Origin of the sequence: Micromonospora sp. NPDC051300 (assembly GCF_044455315.1) — a bacterium.
Classification (GTDB): Bacteria; Actinomycetota; Actinomycetes; order Mycobacteriales; family Micromonosporaceae; genus Micromonospora; species Micromonospora robiginosa.
The window spans coordinates 71,883-95,099 of record NZ_JBITEP010000018.1; the positions used below are offsets into that span (position 1 = coordinate 71,883).

Consider the following 23,217-nt stretch of genomic DNA (forward strand, 5'->3'; position numbering starts at 1 on the left):
GGGGATCCACGCCCGTGGTGTTCCACGATCAGGAGCCGGCCGGTGGGCGGCCGAAGGCGGCGTCGAGGATGTCCAGGCCCCTGCCCAGCTCGGCGTCGGAGATCACCAGCGGGGGCAGGAAGCGCAGCACGTTGCCGTAGGTGCCGCAGGTCAGGGTGAGCAGCCCGGCCGCGTGGCAGGCCGCCGAGAGCGCCGCCGTCGCCACCGGATCGGGGACGATCCCGCCCGGCCGCACGATCTCCACGGCGAGCATCGCGCCCCGGCCGCGTACCTCGGCGATCCGCGGGTCGCGGGCGGCGATCGCGCGCAGGCGGTCGCCCATCACCGCGCCGATCCGCCGCGCGGCGGCCGGCAGGTCCAGCTCGTGCATGGTGGCCATCGCCGCGAGCGCGGCGGCGCAGGCGATCGGGTTGCCGCCGTACGTGCCGCCGAGGCCGCCCACGTGCACCGCGTCCATCAGCTCGGCGCGCCCGGTCACCGCCGCCAGCGGCAGCCCGCCGGCCATCCCCTTGGCCAGCGTGACCAGGTCCGGCTCGACGCCCTCGTGGCCGCAGGCGAACCAGTCGCCGGTGCGGCAGAAACCCGTCTGGATCTCGTCGGCGACGAACACCGCCCCGGCCGCCGTCGCCCACTCCCGCAGCGCCGGCAGGAACCCCTCGGCGGGTACGACGAAGCCGCCCTCGCCCTGGATCGGCTCGATCAGCAGCGCGGCCACGTTCTCCGCGCCCACCTGCTTCTCGATCATCTCGATCGACCGGGCCGCCGCCGTCGCCCCGTCCAGCCCACCGTCGCGCAGCGGGTAGGACATCGGCACCCGGTAGATCTCCCCGGCGAACGGACCGAACCGGTGCTTGTACGGCATGTTCTTCGCGGTCAGCGCCATGGTCAGGTTGGTCCGGCCGTGGTAGGCGTGGTCGAACACCACCACCGCGGGCCGGCCGGTGGCGTGCCGGGCGATCTTGATCGCGTTCTCCACCGCCTCGGCGCCGGAGTTGAACAACGCCGACCGCTTCTCGAAGTCACCATCCGTCACCGCGTTGAGCTGCTCGCAGACCGCCACGTACGACTCGTAGGGCGCGACCATGAAGCAGGTGTGGGTGAACCGCTCGACCTGGGCGCGGACCGCCTCCACCACCTTCGGGGCGGAGTTGCCCACGTTGGTGACCGCGATGCCGGCGGCGAAGTCGATCCACTCCCGGCCGTCCACGTCGGTGAGCGTCCCGCCGCTCGCCCGGTCGACGTACGCGGGAATGGTGCTGCCCACGCCCCGCGCCACCGCCTCGACCCGGCGCTTGTGCAACTCCTCGCTCGTGGCCATCGGGATCAGCCTTCGATGTTGTGCATGACGTGCTTGACCCGGGTGTAGTCCTCCAGGCTGTAGACCGACAGGTCCTTGCCGTGGCCGGAGTGCTTGAAGCCGCCGTGCGGCATCTCCGAGACGAACGGGATGTGTGTGTTCACCCAGACGCAGCCGAAGTCGAGCCGGCGGGTCATCCGCATGGCCCGCCCGTGGTCCCGGGTCCAGACCGAGGCGGACAGGCCGTACTCGACGCCGTTGGCCCAGCGCACCGCCTCGTCCTCGCCGGAGAACCGCTGCACGGTGATCACCGGGCCGAACACCTCGTCCTGGATGATCTCGTCGGCCTGCCGGACGCCGGAGACCACTGTCGGGGCGTAGAAGAAGCCGCGCTCGCCCACCCGGGACCCGCCGGTAGTGATCTCCGCGTGGTCCGGCAGGCGGTCCACGAAGCCGCTGACCCGGGCCAACTGGTTGGCGTTGTTCAACGGGCCGTAGAGCACGTCCGCGTCGTCCGGGCCGCCGGTGCGGGTGTTGCGGGCCTGCTCGGTCAGCGCGGCGACGAAGTCGTCGTGGATGCCGGGGCCGGTCAGCACCCGGGTGGCGGCGGTGCAGTCCTGGCCGGCGTTGAAGTAGCCGCCCACCGCGATCGCCTCGGCCGCCGCCGCGACGTCCGCGTCGTCGAAGATCACCACCGGGGCCTTGCCACCCAGCTCCAGGTGGGTCCGCTTCAGGTCGGCCGCCGCCGCGGCCGCGACCTCCATACCCGCGCGGGTCGAGCCAGTGATCGACACGAGCTGCGGCGTCGGGTGGGAGACCAGGGTACGGCCGGTGTTGCGGTCGCCGCAGACCACGTTGAACACGCCCGGGGGCAGGTGCTCGGCGGCGATCTCGGCCAGCAGCAGCGTCGACACCGGCGTGGTGTCCGACGGCTTCAACACCACCGCGTTGCCGGCCGCGAGGGCCGGGGCGATCTTCCAGACCGCCATCATCAGCGGGTAGTTCCAGGGCGTCACCTGGGCGCAGACGCCGATCGGCTCCCGTCGCACGTAGGAGGTGTGTCCGGCCAAGTACTCACCCGCCGAGCGACCCTCGAGCAGGCGCGCCGCCCCGGCGAAGAACCGCAGCTCGTCCACGGCCGGGGGCAGCTCCTCCTCGGTGGTGAGCTGCCGGGGCTTGCCGGTGTTGCGCACCTCCGCGTCGACCAGCTCCGCGGCCCGCGCCTCCACCGCGTCGGCGAACCGCAGCATCGCCCGCTGCCGGTCCGCCGGGGTGGCGTCCCGCCAGCCCTCGAACGCGGCGGCGGCGGCCGTCATCGCCGCGTCCACGTCCGCCGGCCCGGACACCGGCGCCCGGGCGAAGACCTCGCCGGTGCACGGGTCGACGAGGTCGGCGTAGCCGCCGTCCACCGGGTCGACGTACTCGCCGTTGACGAAGTTGCGCAGCTGTTGCTGGTCGCTCATCTCAAGTCTCCGAGAGGGTGGCCGGGAGGAAGGTCAGCGGAGGTTCTCGCAATCTGACTGCCATCTTGGCTACTGAATTCGAGGCAGACAAGGGTTTGGGCAACTGTTTCCGCGTGGGCGTCTCTGGTCTACGCTGCCGGACGTGGAGCCGAGAGCCTTCTATGTCGCCGGCCGCCCCGCCCACGGCGAGGGGGAGCTGACCGTCACCCACCCCTACGACGGGCAGGCGGTGGGGCGTACCACGCTCGCCACGACCGACCAGGTCGACGCCGCAGTCGCGGGCGCCGCCCGGGTGGCCGCGACCGCCGCGGCCCTGCCCGCGCACGCCCGCGCGGCGGCCCTGGACCACGTCACCCGGCGACTCGCCGAACGCGCCGACGAGATCGCCGCGCTGATCACCGCCGAGAACGGCAAACCGGTCAAGTGGGCGAAGGCCGAGGTCGGGCGCGCCGTCTCGGTGTTCCGCTGGGCCGCCGAGGAGGCCCGGCGCTTCTCCGGCGACCTGCAACGCCTCGACACCGACCCGGCCGCCACCGGACGGATCGCCCTGGTCCGACGCGTGCCGCGCGGGCCGGTGCTCGGCATCACCCCGTTCAACTTCCCGCTCAACCTGGTCGCCCACAAGGTCGCCCCGGCACTCGCCGTCGGCGCCCCGATCGTGGTCAAACCGGCCCCGGCCACCCCGCTCACCGCGCTGTTGCTCGGCGAGATCCTCGCCGAGACCGACCTGCCCGAGGGCATGTTCTCGGTGCTGCCGCTGCCCAACGAGCGCGCCGCCGAACTGGTCGCCGACCCGCGGCTGCCGGTGGTCTCGTTCACCGGCTCCGGGCCGGTCGGCGCCGCCATCCGCCGCACCGCCCACGACAAGCACGTCACGCTTGAACTGGGCGGCAACGCGGCGGCGGTGATCTGCGCCGACTGGTCGTCCGACGACGACCTGACCTTCGCCGCGCAGCGCATCGCCACGTTCTCCAACTACCAGGCCGGGCAGTCGTGCATCGCGGTGCAACGCGTCCACGTGCACGAACACCTCTACGCCGACTTTCTGCCCCGGCTCGTCGCCGCCGTCGGGGCACTGCGCACCGGCGACCCCCGCGACGAGGCGACGGACGTCGGCCCGCTGGTCTCCGTCGAGGCCGCGCAGCGCGTCGAGACGTGGGTACGCGAGGCGGTCGACGCCGGGGCCGCCGTCGAGGTGGGCGGCCGGCGCGACGGCGCGACCTATCCGCCGACCGTGCTCAGCGGCGTGCCCGTCGACGCCAGGGTGAACGCCGAGGAGGTGTTCGGGCCGGTGCTCGTGGTCGCCCCGGTCGTCGACGACCGGGCCGCGTTCGCCGCGGTCAACGACTCCGCGTACGGGCTCCAGGCCGGCGTCTTCACCCACCGGCTCGACGTGGCGTTCGCCGCCGCCCGCACGCTCGAGGTCGGCGGCGTGATCGTCGGCGACGTGCCGTCGTACCGGGCCGACCAGATGCCGTACGGCGGGGTGAAGGGCTCCGGCGTCGGGCGGGAGGGGCTGCGCAGCGCCATGGAGGACTACACCGAGCAGCGCGTCACCGTGCTCACCGGGGTCGAGTTGTAGAGCCGGTCACCACGTGCCGTCGTCGCGGACCCGGGCGGGGGCACGGCCGAGCAGCAGGGTGGTGAGGGCGGCGTCGACGTCGGCGCCGAGGAACCACTCGCCGGCCTGGTCGAGGGCGAAGACGCGGCCGTGCTCGTCGACCGCGAGGATGCTCTCCTGACGCTCGCTGCCGAGCGGGAAGAGGCGGGCGCCCAGAATCGCGCCGAAGTCGGCGAGGGTGTCGGCGGTGTGCGCGACCTTCCGGGGACGCACCTCGAACCGGGAGATCCAGACCGCTTCGCCGGGGCCCTGACGGGCGCTCACCAGCCCCGGAAAGGCGGTGAGCGTGGTCAGTGCGGCCGGGAAGGAAGCGTGGCCGTGCTGTGCCCCGCGGACCTCGGTGACCTTGTGGACGGAGGCCGCGGCGGACACCTCGTCCCCGAAGTGCGGCCGCCACCCGGCGACCACGAGCGCGTTGGCAACCTCGGCGGGGAACCGATCGGGCTCGGGTGGTGGCTGGGGGGCCGGATGCCACTCCTCCGCGTAGGCCAGCTCCGGCCAGGGAAGCACCTCGAAGTGCACGAGAAACCTGATGCACGACTCGCAGCGGAGGTCGGTGGGTCCGCCGGCCGGATCGCCGGCTTCGCGGATGCGGAAGAACTCGACGCGACTCGTGCCCAGCAGCTCGCGTGCCTCCTCGGCCGTCAGCGGTGCGAGCCCGTCGGCGGCGCGGCGGTGGTCGACCTCGTGCAGCGCGTCGGAGACGACGATCATCTCGGCGTGCCGCTCGCCGCCCCGCACCAGGTGGCCGGCGGGCAGCTCGTCCAGGTAGGACCGGACGAGCGGGTGGTGGCGCAGCTGGACATCGCCCTTGGCGCCCTGCGCCACGTGCAGCCGGCCGTCCACGGTGAGGTGGGCCGCGGCGCCGGGGGTGGGCAGCCGGGTCAGCTCGCGGAGCAACTGCCCGGCCGGATCGACGGTGCGGGGGGCGCGCGGTGCGGCCGGGCGGCGTAGCCGGTACATCCGCTCCACGGCGTCGGCCGGGATCCGGGGCCAGGTGGACACCTCGCCGGTCTCCTTGTCGATGACCGTGGTCGGCAGGTCGCCGGGCAGCGCGCGGGCCTCGGTGGCCACCGTGGACACGATGAGGTAGCCCAGGTCGAACTCCTCGACCACAGGCGTGCAGGGGAAACCGAGGCGGTCGGAGTCCCGCCGGGCCCACACGGAGGCGATCTGCTCGGCCTGCTGTCGCTCGATCACCACCTGAAATTACCGGACCCCATGGATTTCGTGGCACCCGGTATGGTCGGCCCTACCCACGGTGACGGAAGGGGAGCGGCGGTGGCCGAAAGTGCGGACCGGGATGCGAACCGTGCACTGCGCGCGCGATTCGACGAGGTGTACGGCCAGTACCAGCGCCTGCGGTCCGGCCTGGACGAACTCCAGACCAGGCTGGCCGAGTTGCGGGTGACCGAACGCTCCGACGACGGCCAGGTCACCGCCGTGGTCGGGGCGCGAGGTGAGTTGATCAGCGTCGAGGTGAGCCCGGCGGTGTTCCACGACCGCGACGCCCGGGCGTTGAGCCGGAAGATCACCGAGACCGTGCTGCGGGCCAACGCCGCCGCGGGTGCCGCCACCCGTGACCTGGTCTCCGGCTACCTGCCGCCCGGCTCGCCGTCGGTGGACTTTCTGCGTACCCACGATTTCGGCGCGCTGCTGGGCCGGTCCGACGCCGTCGTGTCGCGCGGCGAGTGACAGGTGGCCGGGGGAGAGATCTGGCTGGACCCGGAGCGGGCCCGGCGCGGTGGCGCCGACCTGGCCGTGACCGGCCGGGCCGTGACCGGGGCGCGGCGCCAGACCGGTGACCCGATCGCCGCGGCCGGCGCGCGACGGCCGTGGGGGCGCGACGACATCGGCGCGGCGTTCGACAAGCACTACCAGGGCTACGCCGAGACGCTCCTGCGGGCGTGGGAGTTGCTCGGCCGCTCGCTCGAAGGGATCGGGTCCGACGTGGTCCGCTCGGTCGCCGCGACCGTCGAGACCGACCTCGGCAACGCCCGCGACCTCGGGCGGATTCCGCACCAACGGCACAACCCGCATCGGCCCTGGCGCTGACCACCGGAGGAGCCGCGCGTGAGCATGCTGCCCAGCCCGATCCCGCATCCGCTCGACTACTGCCCCTGGGACGTGCCCGGCTGGATCTACGAGGCGCTCGACTGGGTGGTCGGCGTGGAGTGGCCCGAGGGTAACGAGCGTGCCGTCTGGGACCTGGCCGACCAGTGGTACGGCGTGGCCGGTGTCCTGGCCGGTCCGCGCGACGACGCGGTGACCGCCGCCGGCGAGGTGAAAAGCGGCTACGGCGGTGTCGGTCTGGTCGCCCACGCGTTCGACACGGCGTGGGACAAGGTTGCCGGCGGCGAGGACGCCCCGCTGCACGTCCTGGCGGCGGCCACCGACGAGTTGGGACGACTGGTCGACTCGTGCGGCTGCGACATCGAGGGCGCGAAGCTGGAGGCCTGGATCGAGCTGGGGATCCTGGTCGTGGAGCTGTTGTCCCTGGTGGTGGTCACCGCGCTCACGCTGGGCACGGCGTCCCCGGCGGCCGGGGCGGCGATCGCCGCCACCCGGGTCGCGGTGCAGCAGATCTTCAAGCGACTGGTGGCCCAACTGGCCCGCAAGGCGATCCGGGAAGGTCTTAAGGAAGCGGGTGAGCGAGCCGCCAAGGAGGTCGTCAAGAGCGGCGCGCGCGGGCTCGCCCGCAAGGCGTTGCTCGGCGGCCTGGTCGAGGCCGGTCAGGAGGCCGGCACCAGCCTGGCCACCCAGGCGTACCAGAACTCCACCGGCCGTCGGAACGGCCTCGACCTGACCGACGTGGGTGCGTCGGGGCTGGGCGGCTTCGCCGGTGGGGCGGCCGCGCCCCTCGCCGGTCTCGGACGGCACGCGAGCGGGCGGTTCGCCCGGATCGGGGAGCACTTCGGGCGGGAGATGGCCGGCGAGAGCCTCGCCGAGACCGCGGCGGGGCTGGCGACCGGCCAGGGGCCGTCGCTTGAGGATCTGGCACGCGCCGCGGCCTCCGGTGTGGGCGGCTCCGCCACCGGGCAGGCCGACACGGCGCTGCACCACCGGCTGGACGGAAAACTCGGCGACCTCACGGCCCCGCCGATCGGCTTGGACGTGCCGCCCGCAACCGACCCGGCGCCGCTCATCCCGGCGCAGCGATCGTCCGAGTTGCCCATGTCCGCCCAGGCGGGCGCATCGGTGGCCGGCGAGACTCGAACGACCTCCGCCGACGCCCCCTCCACGGTCCTCCCGGTGGCCGACACCCCGGCCGCGAACCATCACCCGTCCCCGGTGCATCCCGGGCGGCCGGAGACGGAGACGATCGGTTCGTCGCCATCCACCTCGGACGGCACCGTCTCGGCCCCGGCGAATACCGCTGCGGTCACCAGTACCCCGACCCTGTCGTCGGTCACCGTCGAGACACCCGCGACGTCCCTGGCCAGCCCGGCCGACGTCCGAGGTGGCGCAGCCCTCACCCAAAGCCCCTCAGACACCGGGTCTCCGCAACAGTCGGCCGCAATGCCGACGGCGGCAACGCCGACGGCGTCGGGCACCTCGGTCACGGACATTCCGCACTCGCCGGCGTCCCCACCACCGGACCGGGGCTGGGGGGCTGCCGACCCCATGCGATCAGGTCCGCCTTCCACCGCCTCGGCTCATCCTTCCTCACCGACGGCCGGACCGGCGGTGCCCGGGCCGGATGTGCGCCCCGCACCGAACCCTCGGTTTCCGCTTCTCGAGACGCTGGCGCCCGCCACCTCGCCGAGCCCGTCGCCTGATGTCTTCTCCCCGCACCACGCGCCCTCCCTCAACCACGAGGCGCTACGGGAACGGGCGGAGCGTCTGGCTGCTGATCGGTCGGCGTTCGACCGACGTCGCTACGACGGCTACCTGCGATCGCAGCGGAACTGGTTCGAGGACCGCCGGCGACAGACCAGGGCGGACTGGCTCCACGAACGCGCCGACTATCACGAGGAGCGGGCGAGTGACTGGGCGGCGCAGGCCACGGAGCTGCGCCGCGTCGGGCGGACGCTGGCGGCCGAACGATGGCACCGGGAAGCGCACGAGGCCGGCCTGGAGGCGTCCGACCTGCGTGACGAGGCGCGACAGGTGCTTGCCGGGAGGGTCGTCCCGGACCGGGTGATGGTCGAGGACGACCTCGACTTCTACCGGATCAACGACGACGTGGCCGACCTGGCGCTCGGTGCGGTGGAGACCGCCGACGAGTCCGCGCTCAGCGGCCACGGCCACCCGCCGCCCGTCGACCGGTCGCGCCCCTACGGCCGCCGGGGCGGTCTCCGGCCACCGCTCGCACTGCACCAGACCGACCTGGAACGGCAGATGCCCCGCAACCCGGACGGCAGCGTGGTCCGGACCGCCGACCCCCGACGCGGCGGATGGTTCCGGATGGCCAACGACGGTGGGCCGGCCGCCGACGCCACCCGGGGCATCAACTGCCTCGACTGCACCCTGTCGCTCTTCGAGACCTGGATGCACGGCCGGCCCCGGGTCGCCGCGCCGCGTACCTTCGACGGCTATCTGGCCGGTGACGTCAGCCGGCCGGTCGGCGGTGAGGTGGACGGCCCGCTGCGGGTCGAGGAGACGACGGGCGGCCGGTTCCAGGATCTCTGCGGGGCCGATCGGTCAGAACCCGACGGTGCGGACCGGCGGAGGGCGGTCGAACGCGGATACCGCGACCTGCACGCGCAACTCGCGTCGGGCGGGCACGGAAGCTACGCCTTCCTCATCACCAGCTTCGAGGGTGGCGGCTCGCACGCCTGGGTGGCGCTGAACCAGAACGGCACCGTCCTCTACCTCGATCCACAGAGCGGGACGATGGCGGACCAACCGCTCTACCGCCACCGCGGCGTCCCGTTCGTCGGCAACGTGGTGGACGTGGACGCGCTGGTCCTCGGCCCGGACGGCCGTCCGATGCCGCTCGCCGGCCGACCGCCCGGCAACTTCAACGTCCTGCCCGAGCCACGGCACCGCCCGGCGCCGCCCCGGCTCCCGGACCCGCCACCCCAGTACGTCGGGACCGCGCCGGACTTCAACCGCGTCCATCTGCTCGGTGAGTCGACCACGTTCCACCGCCCGGCGGGCACCGCGCCCACCGGCGGCGCAGCGCCGGTCGAGCCCAAGCCGGAACAGGTACGCGGAGCGCACCGCGAGGCACACGCGGCCCGGATCGCCGCCGGGCTCTACGTACGCGACGCGCTGGCCGGGAGCGGCAGCCTGGACGACGCCTTCGCCACCGGGGTGACGCCGGTCGAGCTGGCGCAGCACGCCGACGGGCCGACGCTGCGACGGCTCGTTCCCGGGCTGGACGAGGGCGCCGCCGGCGACCTGAACCGGCTGTTCGCCGACCCCCGTGTCCAGCGGATGCTCGACCAGAGCTGGGAGGCGCCGCCCCGACGTGCGGAGTTGCTGGCCGAGACGCTGGTGCGGCAGCTCGCGGAGCGACCCGACCTGGTGCGGATGATCCTGGCGACGCCGGAACTCGCCAACTCCCTGACGGCGAGGCCGATGACTCTGCACCACCTGGCCAGCCACCAACAGGCCATCGACGTTCTGCAGGACGTACTGAATGAAATTGCCGAGCGGGGAGCTGAGGCACTCGTGGCGGCACCGACACGACTGCTCGACCCGACACCGTTGACCGATGCTCAGGTGGAACTCAGCAGATCCTTCGTCGTCAACGGTCCGGACGCTGTACAGCCAGGCTTCGAACGCGATCGTCTCGGGGACGCGCGCTATCGGAAGCAGTATCTAGACGAGTTGTACGAGCTGGCCGCCGTTGCGCAGTCCGACGTCGATGCTCTCGGACACCGACTGGCGGCAGCCTCTGACGGTACTGCTGAATATCATCCGCGCAGTAAACCCAAGGATCGAGGGAGGGCTGAGGACAAGATCGAGGGTTACGGCGGCGACGCATCCCAACTCACCGACCTGGCCGGCGGTTACGTCTCCTACCAGAGACTGGACGACCTCTACGGTGCGCTGGCATCTCTCAAGGACGATACGCGACTCGACCTCGTGGAGTTCGATGACCGCTTCCGTTCACCCCAGAGCGGTGGATATCGGGACGTGCAGATGTTCGTGCGCACGTCCAACGGTCACGTGGCCGAGTTCCGGCTGCAGTTGGCCGCGTTGGACGAGGTGGCGACCTGGGAACATTCCCTCTTCGAAGTCCGGCGTGACCTCGGTGCTGTTGCGAAAGAACAGGGACGTAGCGTGACCGCGATGGAGTCGGCCATACGTAGAGGCATCATCGACCGTCAGCGCGCATTCTTCTGGACAGCTCTGCAGACGGCGTTGCACGGAGGGTGTGAGTGACGGACAGAGCTGAAGGCGTGGAGCTTCCCGCCTACTACGACCATTACAAGACGCCGATGAAGCTGGTTTCCAGGTCTGATGGAGGGATCACCGCTTGGCGGCTGGACCGGGCGACGGGCGGCTGGCGATCGGCTGATGACCTGATCGACGACGTCCTCTCGGCCATCGGTGGCGAGATTTCTGTTCGGACGCCCGCTGAGTTCGTCCAGCGCACCGAGGCCGCGCGCGGTCGTTACCTAAAGGGCGACGGGCCGGTGTTCGCGCTCTACGAGACCGTGCGGGCGATCGAGGAGCAGGCCGTCGCCGAGCGGCGCGCCTACACGCCGGAGGAGGCTGCGCTCATCCGGGGTATCCGGCGGCGGACCTTCGTGATGTTCGAGGAGCAACTCCGGCAGGCGGGCGATCCCGGCGCCGACCCCTCCGTCGGGAGCGCCGCGTCGAGCGGGGACGCCGACCGGTCGTGACGGTGCCGTACCGGCCGCCGGCCGACGTGGCGGAGGCCAGACGCGTACAGGAGGAGTTGCGGTCCCGGGTCGAGCTGGCCGGGCCGGGGCCGAGCGCGCCCGGGACGGTGGCCGGGCTGGACGTCGCGTACGCGCAGAGCGGTGACCGTCTCGCGGCGGCCGTCACCGTGCTCGACGCGGTCGGCCTCGACGTGGTCGACGAGGCGGTGCACGTGGGTCGGCCGGCCTTCCCGTACGTGCCGGGGCTGTTCGCGTTCCGGGAGATGCCGGCGCTGCTGGCGGCGCTGGACCGGCTGACCGTCCGGCCCGACCTGCTGGTCTGCGACGGGCACGGGGTGGCGCATCCGCGCCGGTTCGGGCTGGCCTGCCACCTGGGGCTGGTGACCGGGTTGCCGGCGATCGGCGTGGGCAAGACGCCGCTTGTCGGGTCGTGGGCGCCGCCGGGGCCGAGGCGTGGGGACTGGGCCGAGTTGCGTGACGGCGACGAGGTGGTCGGGCGAGTGCTGCGGACCAGGGACGGGACCCGCCCGGTCTTCGTCAGTGTCGGGCATCGCATCGGGTTGGACGAGGCGGTGGAACGGGTACTGGCTCTGACGCCCCGCTACCGGCTCCCGGAGACCACCCGGACCGCCGACCGGCTCTGCCGGCGGGCGCTGGTGGTGGGTGGCGACCCGGTCTGACCTCGGCCGCGTGTCGCGGCACACATGTCGAGCGTTCGATGAGCGGGGGCAGGGGTGGCCCGGTAGTAACCTGACCGGCGGATCTCGTCCGGGACGGAAACGGTGAGGTGGAGATGTCGGTGAGGCGGCACGCGGCGCGTTGGGCCACGGTCGGCGCGTTGCTGGGTGGCCTGGTGGCCGCCCCGGCGTCCCCGGCGATGGCCGAGGGTGACCGGGTCGGTCTGCGCTCGGCGAGCAGCTTCACCGCCGGTGGTTCGGCGGGCGCGGTGGCGATCGAGGTGCGTAAACGCACCGAGGGGTGCGTGTTGCTGCGTACCGTGCTCGGGTTGCGGCTGGAGGGCCTGCGCGCGGACCAGGTCCGGGTGCAGGTCGCGACCGCCGGCCGCTGGGTGGCCGTGCCGGTGGGCGGCGGTGGTGGTGTGGTCACCACCGGTCAGGTGGCGCCGGTCGAGCGGCCGCTCTGCAAGGGCAAGGGCGCCGTGGTGCGCTATCGGGTGACGTTCCTGGCCGGTGCCGTCGGCGGGCGGCTGGAGCTGGCCGGTGAGGCGAGCGCCGCGAACGGTCAGTTGCTCGGCCGGGCCGGCCGGGCCGCCCGGCTGGTGGGCGCGGAGCCCACGCCGAGCCCGACGCCCTCCCGCAAGCCCTCGCCGACGCCCTCGCCCAGCGCGGCCGCGTCCACGGCGGCCGAGACGGCCGGCACGTCGCCGGTGGTCGCCGCCGTCGCCCCGACCGCCGGCGCCGCCGCCGACGACTCGTCCTTCGGAGGTTCCCTCATCATGTGGTTCGGCATCGCGCTGGTTCTCGTCGGCGCCGCACTCATCGTCCTGCTGCTGGTGCGTCGTAACCGCGCGGACCGGACGGACGGCGGCCCCGCCGTCGACCAGCCGCCGGTCCCGCTGCCGCGCAGCAGCACCACCTACCGCTCCCAGGCGCCCGGGCCGGCCCCGACGGTGTACGGCGGCGCGACGCCGCCCCGCCCGACCGGCAACGTGTACGGCGCGCCGGCGGCCCCGCCGGCCGAGGACGCCACGAGCGTGTTGCCCCGCATGCCGGACTGAGCGGGAACCCGGCGGGTCGCCGGGGTTACGGTGACCCTGAGTGGCGGCGGCGTGACGCGGCTGCCGGGTCGGTCGGCGGGTGTCGATCGGGACCGGTGCCGGGCCCGGTTCGCCGTTAAGATCGCGTGCGCCGGACGGCACCGCCGACCGGTGAGACCGCATACGTGGAAGGAGCCGCGCCGTGGCCCTGGACCCGCAGTTGCTCGAGATCCTCGCCTGCCCGGACACGCACCACGCCCCGCTCGACTACGACCCGCAGGCGGAGACGTTGACCTGCACGGAGTGCGGTCGGGTCTTCGAGGTGCGCGACGACGTCCCGGTGCTGCTCCTGGACGAGGCGCGCGGCGGGCCGGTGGCCGACGACGCGCGGGGCGGGTTGTCGCGGTGATGGACGGTACGGCCGGGGTCAGCGGGCACCGGCACGCGGACGAGGCCCTGCTGGACGATCCGGCGCTGCTGGGCGAGCGGGATCCGGGCGGCATGCTCCGGTTCACCGCCTCGGCGGGCGCACAGGTGCGCGAGTCGGCGGCGTTGGCCGCCGAGGCGAACCTCGGTGTGCTCGCCGACGACGGGCGTCCCCGGGCGGTGGTCATCGCCGGCATCGGCACCGCCGGGCGCACCGGGGACGTGCTGGCCACGGTCGCCGGCCCGCGCTGCCCGGTGCCGGTCATCCCGCACCGCAGCGCCGGCGTGCCCGGCTGGGTGGGCGCGGCGGACGTGGTCATCGCGGTGAGCGCGTCCGGCCGCAGCCCGGAGGCGTTGGGCGCGGCCGAGGCGGCGCACCGGCGCGGGGCGCGGCTGGTGGCGGTCGGCGCGCCCGACTCGCAACTCCAGTCGGTGGCCGAGCGGGCCCGGGCGCCGTTCATCCCGGTGCCGCGGCGCGCCCCGGCCCGGGCCAGCCTGTGGGCGCTCACCGTGCCGGTCCTGCTGGCCGCCCGTACGCTCGGCCTCGTGAAGGTCAACGAGGCGGATCTGGCGGAGACCGCGGCCCGGCTGGACGCCGACGCCGACCGGTGCCGGCCGACCGCCGAGTCGTTCGTCAACCCGGCGAAGTCGCTGGCGTTGGGCCTGTCCGGGTCGGTCCCGATCGTCTGGGGTTCGTCGCCGCTTGCCACCGTGGCCGCCCGCCGGTTCGGTGACACGCTGTCCGCGAACTCCCGCTACCCGGTGGTGAGCGGCGCGCTGGGCGAGGCCGGTCGGGGTCGGGTGGGCCTCCTCGACGGCGTCTTCGGCGGGCTGGCCGAGGGCGAGCGGGACATCTTCGCCGACCCGGGTGACGGTGACGACGACGGCGGTGTGCGGCTGCGGCTGGTGCTGCTGCGCGACGGCGGGCTCAACGCCGACGACGACACCGACGAGCCGTTGGCGGTGGAGGAGCGCCGCGCGGACGCGGTGCAGACGCTCGCCGAGCGGCGCGGGGTGCGCTGCGACGTGGTGACCGCCGAGGGCGGCTCCGCGCTGGAGCGGCTCGCGTCGCTGGTGGCCGTGCCGGACTTCGCCTCGATCTACCTCGCCCTGGCACACGGGCTGGACCCGATGGCGGTTCCGGCCATCACCGAAATGAAGGAGCTGGCAAACCAGTGAGCACGTGCGGCATCGAGCGAGGCGGGGAATGAGCGCAAACGGGGGCACCAAGGCGATCGTCGCCGCCCTGGCGGCGAACCTCGGCATCGCCGTCACCAAGTTCATCGCGTTCCTGCTGACCGGCTCGTCGTCGATGCTGGCGGAGTCGATCCACTCGGTGGCCGACTCCGGCAACCAGGGTCTGCTGCTGATCGGCGGCCGGCGGGCCAAGCGGGAGGCCACGCCGCAGCACCCGTTCGGCTACGGCCGGGAGCGCTACATCTACGCGTTCATCGTGGCGATCGTGCTGTTCAGCCTCGGTGGCCTGTTCGCGCTCTACGAGGCCTACCACAAGGCGGCCGACCCGCACCCGATCGAGAGCTGGCAGTGGGTGCCGGTGGTGGTGCTGCTGGCCGCGATCGTGATGGAGGGCTTCTCCTTCCGCACCGCGATCAAGGAGTCCAACCTGATCCGGGGCAAGCAGACCTGGGTCCGGTTCATCCGCCGGGCGAAGGCGCCGGAGCTGCCGGTGGTGCTGCTGGAGGACTTCGGCGCGCTGGTCGGTCTGGTCTTCGCGCTGTTCGGTGTCGGCATGACGCTGGCCACCGGCAACGGCATCTGGGACGCCGCCGGCACCGCGATGATCGGCGTGCTGCTGGTGGTCATCGCGATCACGTTGGCGATCGAGACGAAGAGCCTGCTGCTCGGCGAGGGCGCCGAGCGGGCTGAGCTGGCCAAGATCGAGCAGGCCGTCACCGGCGGCCCGGAGGTCGAGCGGATCATCCACATGAAGACGCTCTACCTCGGCCCGGAGGAGCTGCTGGTGGCCGCGAAGATCGCGGTGCCGGCGTGCGAGAGCGCGGAGGAACTGGCCCGGGGCATCAACGCGGTCGAGGCGCGGATCCGCCGCGAGGTGCCGATCGCCCGGGTGATCTATCTGGAGCCGGACATCTGGAGCGCGGCGGCCCAGCGGGCGGGCACCGGCCAGGCCGCCGACACCGCCGTGCCGGATGCCGTGGAGGACGACGCCGCCGGCGCGGGCGCGCCGGAGGCCGCGAAGGCCGACGAGGTGGCCGGACGACCCGGGAGCTGACCGATGGAGTTGTTGCAGGGCCGGATCCGGGACTATGCCTGGGGCTCGCGGACCGCGATCGCCGAGTTGCAGGGCCGACCGGCGCCGAGCGACGGGCCCGAGGCGGAGCTGTGGCTGGGCGCCCACCCGGGCGCCCCGGCCACGGTGGACCGCGACGGCCGGCCGGTGAGCCTCACCGAGCTGCTGGTGGCCGAACCGGGGCACTGGCTGGGTGAGCGGCTGGTCGGCCGGTTCGGCACCCGGCTGCCGTTCCTGCTGAAGGTGCTGGCCGCGGACGCGCCGCTGAGCCTCCAGGCGCATCCGGATGCCGAGCAGGCCCGGGCCGGGCATGCGGCCGACGGCGGGCGGGTCAACTACGTCGACCCGTACCACAAGCCGGAGCTGCTGGTGGCGCTGAGCGAGTTCGAGGCGCTCTGCGGCTTCCGCGACCCGGCCGAGTCGGCGGCGGTGATCGCCGGGTTCGGCGTACCCGCGCTGGAGCCGGTGGTGGCGGCGTTGCGCACCGGGCCGGCGGGCCTGCGGGAGGCGGTGCGCGCGTTGTTGAGCTGGCCGGAGGCGGAGCGCGCCGGGCTGGTGGCGGCCGTGCTGGCGGCGGCGTCCGCGGGGCCGGCGTCGCCGGACGCCGCGCTGGTGCGCACGCTCGCGGCCGGCTATCCGGCCGATCCGGGCGTGGTGGTGGCGTTGCTGCTGCACCAGGTCCGGCTGGCGCCGGGGGACGGGATCTGGATGCCGGCCGGCAACCTGCACGCCTACCTGCGCGGCACCGGCGTGGAGATCATGGCGGCCAGCGACAACGTGTTGCGCGGCGGGTTGACCCCGAAGCGGGTCGACGTGGACGAGCTGCTGCGGGTGTTGCGGTTCGAGGTGCTCGCCGATCCGGTCCTGCGGCCGGAGCCGGTGGCGCCCGGGGTGTCGACCTGGCCGGTGCCGGTGGAGGACTTCGCGTTGCACCGGGTGGCGGTGAGCGCGGGTTCGCCCGGGGTGCGGCTGACGCTGCCCGGTCCGCGGGTGGTGCTCTGCCGGACGGGCAAGCTGTCCGTGGACGACGGTGTCGGCGTGGTGACGCTCGGCGCGGGTCAGTCGGCGGTCGGCACGGCGGCCGGTGGCGCGCTGGTGCTCGCCGGTGACGGCGAGGCGTTCGTGGCCACCTGTGGCCTGCGCTGAGTCGCGTTTTCCCGGAAACGCCGCGACCCGCTGTCGCGAACGGTAACTTCATGGGTACGCAGCGTTGTCGCGACGAAGGTCCGGTCGACGCGCGGGGAACCAAACCGGGGGGATGCACGGGGCGGCCGGGCCGTGGACGGAAAGTCCGTTCACGACCGACCGCCCCGTGCGCTGTCCAGCGTTCCTCGACCAACCGGCCCCGGGTGAGCGGGCCCACGCGCGTAAGGTGGAAGGCTGCGCAGCCCTTCCTTCGACAGGAGCTTCCATGACCAGCACCCTTCCGGCGGCCACCAGCGGCCCGTCGTCCGGCGCCCGGCCGAGCACCCTCGCCGAGGGCGACTACAAGGTGGCGGATCTGTCGCTCGCCGAGTTCGGCCGCAAGGAGATCCGGCTCGCGGAGCACGAGATGCCGGGCCTGATGGCGATCCGGCGCGAGTTCGCCGACGCCCAGCCGCTCGCCGGTGCCCGCATCACCGGCTCGCTGCACATGACCGTCCAGACCGCCGTCCTGATCGAGACCCTTGTCGCGCTCGGCGCGCAGGTCCGCTGGGCGTCCTGCAACATCTTCTCCACCCAGGACCACGCCGCCGCGGCCATCGTGGTCGGCCCGGAGGGCACCCCGGAGGCGCCGGCCGGTGTCCCGGTCTACGCCTGGAAGGGCGAGAGCCTGCCGGAATACTGGTGGTGCACCGAGCAGGTGCTCGCCTGGCCGGACGGACAGGGCCCGAACATGATCCTCGACGACGGCGGCGACGCCACGCTGCTGGTGCACAAGGGCGCCGAGTTCGAGAAGGCCGGTGTGGTGCCGCCGGTGGAGTCCGCCGACTCCGAGGAGTACGCCGTCATCCTCGAACTGCTGCACCGCACGCTCGGCGAGGACAACCAGCGCTGGACCCGGATCGCCGCCGGCATCAAGGGCGTCACCGAGGAGACCACCACCGGGGTGCACCGGCTCTACGAGATGCACCGGGCCGGCACCCTGCTGTTCCCGGCGATCAACGTCAACGACTCGGTGACCAAGAGCAAGTTCGACAACAAGTACGGCTGCCGGCACTCGCTCATCGACGGCATCAACCGGGCCACCGACGTGCTGATCGGCGGCAAGATGGCAGTCGTCATGGGCTACGGCGACGTGGGCAAGGGCTGCGCCGAGTCGCTGCGCGGCCAGGGCGCCCGGGTCGTGGTGACCGAGGTCGACCCGATCTGCGCGCTGCAGGCGGCGATGGACGGCTACCAGGTCGCCACGCTCGACGACGTGGTGGAGCAGGCCGACATCTTCATCACCGCGACCGGCTGCTTCGACGTCATCACCAACGAGCACATGGCCCGGATGAAGCACCAGGCCATCGTGGGCAACATCGGCCACTTCGACAACGAGATCGACATGGCCGGTCTGGCGAAGCGCTCGGACGTCACCCGGGAGAACATCAAGCCGCAGGTCGACGTGTGGCGCTTCGCCGACGGCCACGCCATCATCGTGCTCTCCGAGGGCCGCCTGCTGAACCTCGGCAACGCCACCGGCCACCCGAGCTTCGTGATGTCGAACTCGTTCGCCAACCAGACGATCGCGCAGATCGAGCTGTTCACCAAGACCGACGAGTACCCGATCGGCGTCTACGTGCTACCCAAGCACCTCGACGAGAAGGTCGCCCGCCTGCACCTGGACGCGCTCGGCGCCAAGCTGACCACGCTGACCAAGGAGCAGGCCTCCTACCTGGGCGTCTCCCCGGAGGGCCCGTTCAAGTCCGAGCACTACCGCTACTGAGTTCCGCGCCCGGAGGGGACCGGGGTCGGCCGCCGCGCGGCCGTCCCGGTCCCCTCCGTCGTACGCGGGGTCGGGTCGTCCGGCCCTGGCGGGTGCGGCCGTCCCGGGGGAGGCTGAGTCGACCGTCCGGCTGTCGAGCATCGGTCGACCAGGGTGACGTTGCCCTGAACAACTTGACGTGGTGCCGGAACAGGAGCAAGGTATGGCTGCCCTAAGTTAACTGAGGCATACCTGACCTACTACGGAGTGACGGATGTTCGCCACGTACCTGATCGGCCTGCGGGAGGGCCTGGAAGCGACCCTGGTGGTCAGCATCCTGGTCGCCTTCCTGGTGAAGTCGCAGCGGCGTGACCGGCTGCCCCAGGTCTGGGCCGGTGTCGGCCTGGCCGTGGCGCTCTCCGTCGTCTTCGGCTCGCTGATCCAGTACACCTCGACCTCGCTGCTGCGCACCTCCGAGTCGCGCGAGTTCTTCGAGGCGGTGACGTCGGTCGCCGCCGTGGTCTTCGTGACCTGGATGATCTTCTGGATGCGCCGGGCGGCCCGGTCGATCGCCGGCGAGCTGCGCGGCAAGCTGACCGAGGCGCTCGCCGTCGGATCGCTGGCGGTCGCCGGGATGGCCTTCCTCGCGGTGGTCCGGGAGGGCCTGGAGACCGCGCTGATCTTCTACGCCGCCGCGGAGAGCGTGGCCGGTGGCACCGGGGCGGGCTCGCTGCTCGCGCTGATCGGCGGCATCGTCACCGCCGTGGTGATCGGCTTCGGGCTCTACCGCAGCGCCCTGAAGATCAACCTGAGCCGCTTCTTCACCTGGACCGGCGCGCTGCTGATCCTGGTCGCCGCCGGCATCCTCAAGTACGGCGTGCACGACTTCCAGGAGGCCGGCGTGCTGCCCGGCCTGAACAACCAGGCCTTCGACATCTCCGCCACGCTGGACCCGAACGCCTGGTACGGCGCGCTGCTCGCCGGGATGTTCAACATCACCGCCGCGCCGACCGTGCTGGAGCTGATCGCCTGGGTCGCCTACGCGGTGCCGGTGCTCGTGCTGTTCCTGCGCAAGCCGGCCAGGCCCGCCGCGACGTCTGCCCGGCCCGGTCCGGCCCCGGCGGAGTCCGGCGCAGCTCCGGCCACGTCCGACCCCACCCCGGCTCCGGCCACGTCCGGCACTGCCCCGGCGGAGTCCGCCGCGTCCACTGCGGCGTCGGCCGAGCCGGCCCAGCCCGCCGCCGAGCCTGCCGCCCCGGTCGAGCGGCCGCAGCCGGCCGCCGCCGCCCCGTCCCCGCGCGCCTGACCCGCCCGTTCCCGAGGAGAACCCGCACCGATGCGTACCACTCGATTCGTCGCGCCCGCCGCCGCCGGGTTGCTCGCCGTCGCCGGACTGGCCGGTTGCGGCGGTGACGGCGACGCCGACGCCACGGCGGGCGGCCCGATCGCCGTCAAGGCCACCGACAGCGCCTGCGAGGTAGGCAGCACCGCGATCGACGCCGGTCAGGTCACCTTCAAGGTGACCAACAACGGCTCCAAGGTCAACGAGTTCTACGTCTACGCCGCGGGCGACCGGGTGATGGGCGAGGTGGAGAACATCGCCCCCGGGCTGAGCCGCGAGCTGCGCGTCGAGCTGCCCGCCGGGACGTACGAGACGGCCTGCAAGCCGGGGATGAGCGGCCGGGGCATCCGGGGCGCGCTGAAGGTCAGCGGCACCGCCGCGAGCGTCGCGCCGGACGCCGCGCTCACCGAGGCCACCGCCAGCTACCAGCGCTACGTGCGCAGCCAGACCGCCGCGCTGCTGACCAAGACCGAGGAGTTCGTGGCCGCGGTCAAGGCCAACGACGTGCCGAAGGCCAAGGCGCTCTACCCGGTGGCCCGCACCTACTGGGAGCGGATCGAGCCGGTCGCGGAGAGCTTCGGCGACCTCGACCCGAAGATCGACGGCCGCGAGGAGGTGGTCGAGGAGGGCATGGAGTTCACCGGCTTCCACCGGATCGAGAAGGACCTCTGGACCACCGGCGACGTCAGCAAGGACGGCGCGATCGCCGACCAGCTCCTGGTCGACGTCAAGGCGATCGTGGCCAAGGCCGACGCCGAGAAGCTCACCCCGCTCCAGCTCGCCAACGGCGCCAAGGCGCTGCTCGACGAGGTCGCCAGCGGCAAGATCACCGGCGAGGAGGAGCGGTACTCGCACACCGACCTCTGGGACTTCAACGCCAACCTGGAGGGCTCGAAGGCCGCCGTCGCCGCGCTGCGCCCGGCGCTGGAGCAGCGCGCCCCCGACCTGGTCAAGCAGCTCGACAGCGAGTTCGCCAACGTCGAGGCGGCGCTCGGCAAGCACCGGGCCGGCGACGGCTGGAAGCTGCACACCCAGCTCAGCAAGGCCGAGCTGAAGGAGCTGTCGGACAGCATCAACGCGCTGGCCGAGCCGATCAGCAAGATCGCGGCGGCCGTCGCGCGATGAGCACCCCGGCCGGCGGTGACGCGACAAGCGAGCCGAACCACGAGCAGGCCGGTCGCCGAGTCTCCCGGCGGCGGGCGATGACCCTGGCCGGCGTCGGCGCGGCCGGTGTGGCCGGGGTGGCGGCCGGCGCGGGCGCGCTGCTGGCCGGCGGCGACCAGGCGTCGGCCACCGGGACGGCCGCCGGGGCGGTGCCGTTCCTCGGCGAGCACCAGGCCGGCATCACCACCGCCGCCCAGGACCGGCTGCACTTCGTCGCGTTCGACGTGGTCACCAAGGACCGGGACCGGCTGGTCGCGATGCTCCAGGAGTGGACCGCCGCCGCGGCCCGGATGACCGCCGGCAAGGACGCCGGGCTGATCGGCGCCGTCGGTGGCATGCCGGAGGCGCCGCCGGACGACACCGGCGAGGCGCTCGGGTTGCCCCCGTCGCAGTTGACCGTCACCGTGGGCTTCGGCCCGTCACTGTTCCGCGACGCGCAGGGCCGGGACCGCTTCGGCATCGCCGACCGCCGGCCCGCCGCGCTGGCCGAGCTGCCGCACTTCGCCGGCGACGCGCTCAGGCCGGAGCTGTCCGGCGGCGACATCTGCGTCCAGGCATGCGCCAACGACCCGCAGGTGGCGGTGCACGCGATCCGCAACCTGGCCCGCATCGGCATGGGCGTGGTAAGCGTCCGCTGGTCGCAGCTCGGCTTCGGGCGTACCTCGTCGACCTCGCGCGACCAGGCCACGCCGCGCAACCTGTTCGGCTTCAAGGACGGCACCGCCAACCTCAAGGCCGAGGACGCCGGCCTGCTCCGCGAGCAGCTCTGGGTGCAGCCGGGCGACGGCCCGGACTGGATGGCCGGGGGGTCCTACCTGGTCAGCCGCAAGATCAGGATGCTGATCGAGACCTGGGACCGCAGTCCGTTGGCCGAGCAGGAGATGATCACCGGCCGGACCAAGGGCAGCGGCGCCCCGCTCGGCCGGCGCGACGAGTTCGACGAGCCGGACTTCGCCGCGAAGGGCGACGACGGCCAGCCGGTCATCGCCGAGAACGCGCACGTGCGGCTCGCCCACCCGGACCAGAACGGCGGCGCCCGGCTGCTGCGCCGCGGCTACAACTTCGTGGACGGCTCGGACGGGCTGGGCCGGCTCGACGCCGGGCTGTTCTTCATCGCCTACCAGCGGGACCCGCGCAAGCAGTTCGTGCCGATCCAGACCCGGCTGGCCCGCAACGACGCCATGAACGAATACCTGCGGCACGTCTCCAGCGGCCTGTTCGCCTGCCCGCCCGGCGTGCGGGACGCGGCCGACTGGTGGGGGCGGGCGCTGTTCTCCTGAGCCGGCGCGTTCAGCGGCGTACCGGATCCGGGGGGTCCGGCGCGGCCCGCCGCAGCGGTGCCGGGACCGGCGGTGCCGGGGCCAGCTCCGGCCAGAGCGTGTCGGTGACCACGCGGGTGCGCCCCGACCGGTACGCGGCCCGGCGCCCCCGCTCGGCGAGCACCGCGGTCAGGTAGGCCCACTCCGGCGCGCGCCACGGCGGCGCCGGCGAGGTCACGGCCGCCACCTCCGCCCACAGGTCGCGGCCCAGCCCGACCGCCTCCGGCGTGGCGAGCTGCGGCAGCCGGTCCACGTAGCGCCGGACGGCCAGGGCCAGCCCGTCGTCCACCCGGGTCAGGTCGAGCGTGGCCGCCCAGGCGAGCAGCGGCGGCACCGCCGGCGGCAGCGGCCGCCACACCCCGGCGCCCCGGGTGTGCACCACGAGGGTTCCGGCCACCAGGTCGCCCAGCCGCCGGCCGCGCGCGTCGGTGAGCATCACCGTCACGGTCGCCGCCCAGCTCAGCAGCGGCAACACCAGGCCGGGCCACTCCACCGCGACGCCGACAAGCGCCCGGGTGAGCGACTGCCCGACCCCGACCGGCCCGCCGTCGGCCCGCACCACCCGCAGCCCCACCGCCAGCTTGCCCACCGTCCGGCCACCGACGAACCGTTCCATCACCACCGGGTAGCCGACGAACACCAGCACCACCAGGACCACCTGGAGGCCACCGGCCAGGGCGGCGTCCAGCACGTCCGGCGGCAGCGCGAGCAGCAGCAACGACAGCGCCGCGCCCAGCACCAGCGCGAGGCCGACCTGGACGACCAGGTCCACCAGCAGGGCGAGCACCCGGGAGCCCAGCCGGGCGACCCGGACGTCCAACTCCACCGCCTCGCCGCTGACCAGACCGGCGTCGGCCCACCCGGAGGGCGGGGGAGGTTGCGCGCGCACCCGGACAGTGAACACCATGG

19 protein-coding genes are annotated in these 23,217 nt (G+C 73.2%); 15 read left to right on the top strand and 4 right to left on the bottom strand.

The window, feature by feature from the left end; translation table 11 throughout:
- Positions 1–28 precede the first annotated feature (28 nt).
- Together gabT and ACIA5A_RS20325 are read right to left on the bottom strand one after the other, a co-directional pair.
- A complete protein-coding gene (gene gabT, locus ACIA5A_RS20320; protein WP_396764385.1) occupies positions 29–1,318 on the bottom strand; it encodes a 4-aminobutyrate--2-oxoglutarate transaminase in 1,290 nt (429 codons plus the stop codon).
- A 5-nt stretch (positions 1,319–1,323) separates the two neighbouring features.
- Positions 1,324–2,760, bottom strand: coding sequence for a gamma-aminobutyraldehyde dehydrogenase (locus ACIA5A_RS20325; RefSeq protein ID WP_396764388.1), 1,437 nt, complete (start codon positions 2,758–2,760; stop codon positions 1,324–1,326).
- 142 nt (positions 2,761–2,902) lie between these two features.
- On the opposite strand from ACIA5A_RS20325, the gene ACIA5A_RS20330 reads away from it, so the two are divergent.
- Positions 2,903–4,342 carry an aldehyde dehydrogenase family protein gene (locus tag ACIA5A_RS20330; RefSeq protein ID WP_396764390.1) on the top strand — a complete coding sequence of 480 codons (1,440 nt, stop codon included), beginning with the start codon at positions 2,903–2,905 and terminating at the stop codon, positions 4,340–4,342.
- A gap of 6 nt (positions 4,343–4,348) precedes the next feature.
- On the opposite strand, the gene ACIA5A_RS20335 is transcribed toward ACIA5A_RS20330, so the two are convergent.
- A complete protein-coding gene (locus ACIA5A_RS20335; RefSeq protein WP_396764393.1) occupies positions 4,349–5,584 on the bottom strand; it encodes an SUKH-3 domain-containing protein in 1,236 nt (411 codons plus the stop codon).
- A 78-nt stretch (positions 5,585–5,662) separates the two neighbouring features.
- Here ACIA5A_RS20335 and ACIA5A_RS20340 point away from each other — a divergent pair, with 78 nt between their 5' ends.
- The 14 genes from ACIA5A_RS20340 to efeB all read left to right on the top strand — a co-directional run bounded on the left by ACIA5A_RS20340 (position 5,663) and on the right by efeB (position 22,269).
- A complete protein-coding gene (locus ACIA5A_RS20340; protein WP_396764396.1) occupies positions 5,663–6,076 on the top strand; it encodes a YbaB/EbfC family nucleoid-associated protein in 414 nt (137 codons plus the stop codon).
- Between the two features lie 3 nt (positions 6,077–6,079).
- The gene (locus ACIA5A_RS20345; RefSeq protein WP_396764399.1) at positions 6,080–6,436 is read left to right on the top strand and encodes a hypothetical protein; all 357 of its coding nucleotides are present in this window, start codon (positions 6,080–6,082) and stop codon (positions 6,434–6,436) included.
- Positions 6,437–6,460: 24 nt separating this feature from the next.
- On the top strand, positions 6,461–10,717 hold the full coding sequence (locus ACIA5A_RS20350; RefSeq protein WP_396764567.1) for a toxin glutamine deamidase domain-containing protein: 4,257 nt from the start codon (positions 6,461–6,463) through the stop codon (positions 10,715–10,717).
- 17 nt (positions 10,718–10,734) lie between these two features.
- The gene (locus tag ACIA5A_RS20355) at positions 10,735–11,181 is read left to right on the top strand and encodes a hypothetical protein (protein ID WP_396764402.1); all 447 of its coding nucleotides are present in this window, start codon (positions 10,735–10,737) and stop codon (positions 11,179–11,181) included.
- Positions 11,178–11,861 (top strand): deoxyribonuclease V, encoded by a 684-nt coding sequence (gene nfi / locus ACIA5A_RS20360; RefSeq protein ID WP_396764405.1) that lies wholly within the window; start codon positions 11,178–11,180, stop codon positions 11,859–11,861. Before ACIA5A_RS20355 ends, nfi begins: the two co-directional genes overlap by 4 nt.
- 113 nt (positions 11,862–11,974) lie before the next feature.
- Complete coding sequence (locus ACIA5A_RS20365; protein ID WP_396764408.1) at positions 11,975–12,919, top strand: hypothetical protein; 945 nt, start codon at positions 11,975–11,977, stop codon at positions 12,917–12,919.
- Between the two features lie 181 nt (positions 12,920–13,100).
- A complete protein-coding gene (locus ACIA5A_RS20370) occupies positions 13,101–13,307 on the top strand; it encodes a Trm112 family protein (RefSeq protein WP_396764411.1) in 207 nt (68 codons plus the stop codon).
- Positions 13,304–14,503, top strand: a complete 1,200-nt coding sequence (locus tag ACIA5A_RS20375) for an SIS domain-containing protein (RefSeq protein ID WP_396764414.1) — start codon at positions 13,304–13,306, stop codon at positions 14,501–14,503. Before ACIA5A_RS20370 ends, ACIA5A_RS20375 begins: the two co-directional genes overlap by 4 nt.
- A 28-nt stretch (positions 14,504–14,531) precedes the next feature.
- Positions 14,532–15,575, top strand: a complete 1,044-nt coding sequence (locus ACIA5A_RS20380) for a cation diffusion facilitator family transporter (RefSeq protein ID WP_396764417.1) — start codon at positions 14,532–14,534, stop codon at positions 15,573–15,575.
- Between the two features lie 3 nt (positions 15,576–15,578).
- Positions 15,579–16,739, top strand: coding sequence for a mannose-6-phosphate isomerase, class I (gene manA / locus ACIA5A_RS20385; protein ID WP_396764419.1), 1,161 nt, complete (start codon positions 15,579–15,581; stop codon positions 16,737–16,739).
- Positions 16,740–17,004: 265 nt separating this feature from the next.
- Complete coding sequence (ahcY, locus tag ACIA5A_RS20390; protein ID WP_396764422.1) at positions 17,005–18,504, top strand: adenosylhomocysteinase; 1,500 nt, start codon at positions 17,005–17,007, stop codon at positions 18,502–18,504.
- A 253-nt stretch (positions 18,505–18,757) separates the two neighbouring features.
- The gene (efeU, locus tag ACIA5A_RS20395) at positions 18,758–19,789 is read left to right on the top strand and encodes an iron uptake transporter permease EfeU (RefSeq protein ID WP_396764424.1); all 1,032 of its coding nucleotides are present in this window, start codon (positions 18,758–18,760) and stop codon (positions 19,787–19,789) included.
- Positions 19,790–19,819: 30 nt separating this feature from the next.
- On the top strand, positions 19,820–20,950 hold the full coding sequence (efeO, locus tag ACIA5A_RS20400; RefSeq protein WP_396764427.1) for an iron uptake system protein EfeO: 1,131 nt from the start codon (positions 19,820–19,822) through the stop codon (positions 20,948–20,950).
- Complete coding sequence (gene efeB, locus ACIA5A_RS20405) at positions 20,947–22,269, top strand: iron uptake transporter deferrochelatase/peroxidase subunit (RefSeq protein WP_396764430.1); 1,323 nt, start codon at positions 20,947–20,949, stop codon at positions 22,267–22,269. Before efeO ends, efeB begins: the two co-directional genes overlap by 4 nt.
- A 10-nt stretch (positions 22,270–22,279) precedes the next feature.
- Here the strand turns inward: efeB and ACIA5A_RS20410 are convergent, their stop codons facing one another.
- A complete protein-coding gene (locus ACIA5A_RS20410; protein ID WP_396764433.1) occupies positions 22,280–23,197 on the bottom strand; it encodes an RDD family protein in 918 nt (305 codons plus the stop codon).
- Positions 23,198–23,217: the final 20 nt, after the last annotated feature.

Coding starts and splice junctions, on each gene's coding strand:
- gabT (WP_396764385.1), bottom strand. CDS start 1,318: ATGGCCACGAGCGAGGAGTTGCACAAGCGCCGGGTCGAGGCGGTGGCG.
- ACIA5A_RS20325 (WP_396764388.1), bottom strand. CDS start 2,760: ATGAGCGACCAGCAACAGCTGCGCAACTTCGTCAACGGCGAGTACGTC.
- ACIA5A_RS20350 (WP_396764567.1), top strand. CDS start 6,461: ATGCTGCCCAGCCCGATCCCGCATCCGCTCGACTACTGCCCCTGGGAC.
- ACIA5A_RS20365 (WP_396764408.1), top strand. CDS start 11,975: ATGTCGGTGAGGCGGCACGCGGCGCGTTGGGCCACGGTCGGCGCGTTG.
- ACIA5A_RS20380 (WP_396764417.1), top strand. CDS start 14,532: ATGAGCGCAAACGGGGGCACCAAGGCGATCGTCGCCGCCCTGGCGGCG.
- manA (WP_396764419.1), top strand. CDS start 15,579: ATGGAGTTGTTGCAGGGCCGGATCCGGGACTATGCCTGGGGCTCGCGG.
- ahcY (WP_396764422.1), top strand. CDS start 17,005: ATGACCAGCACCCTTCCGGCGGCCACCAGCGGCCCGTCGTCCGGCGCC.
- efeU (WP_396764424.1), top strand. CDS start 18,758: ATGTTCGCCACGTACCTGATCGGCCTGCGGGAGGGCCTGGAAGCGACC.
- efeO (WP_396764427.1), top strand. CDS start 19,820: ATGCGTACCACTCGATTCGTCGCGCCCGCCGCCGCCGGGTTGCTCGCC.
- efeB (WP_396764430.1), top strand. CDS start 20,947: ATGAGCACCCCGGCCGGCGGTGACGCGACAAGCGAGCCGAACCACGAG.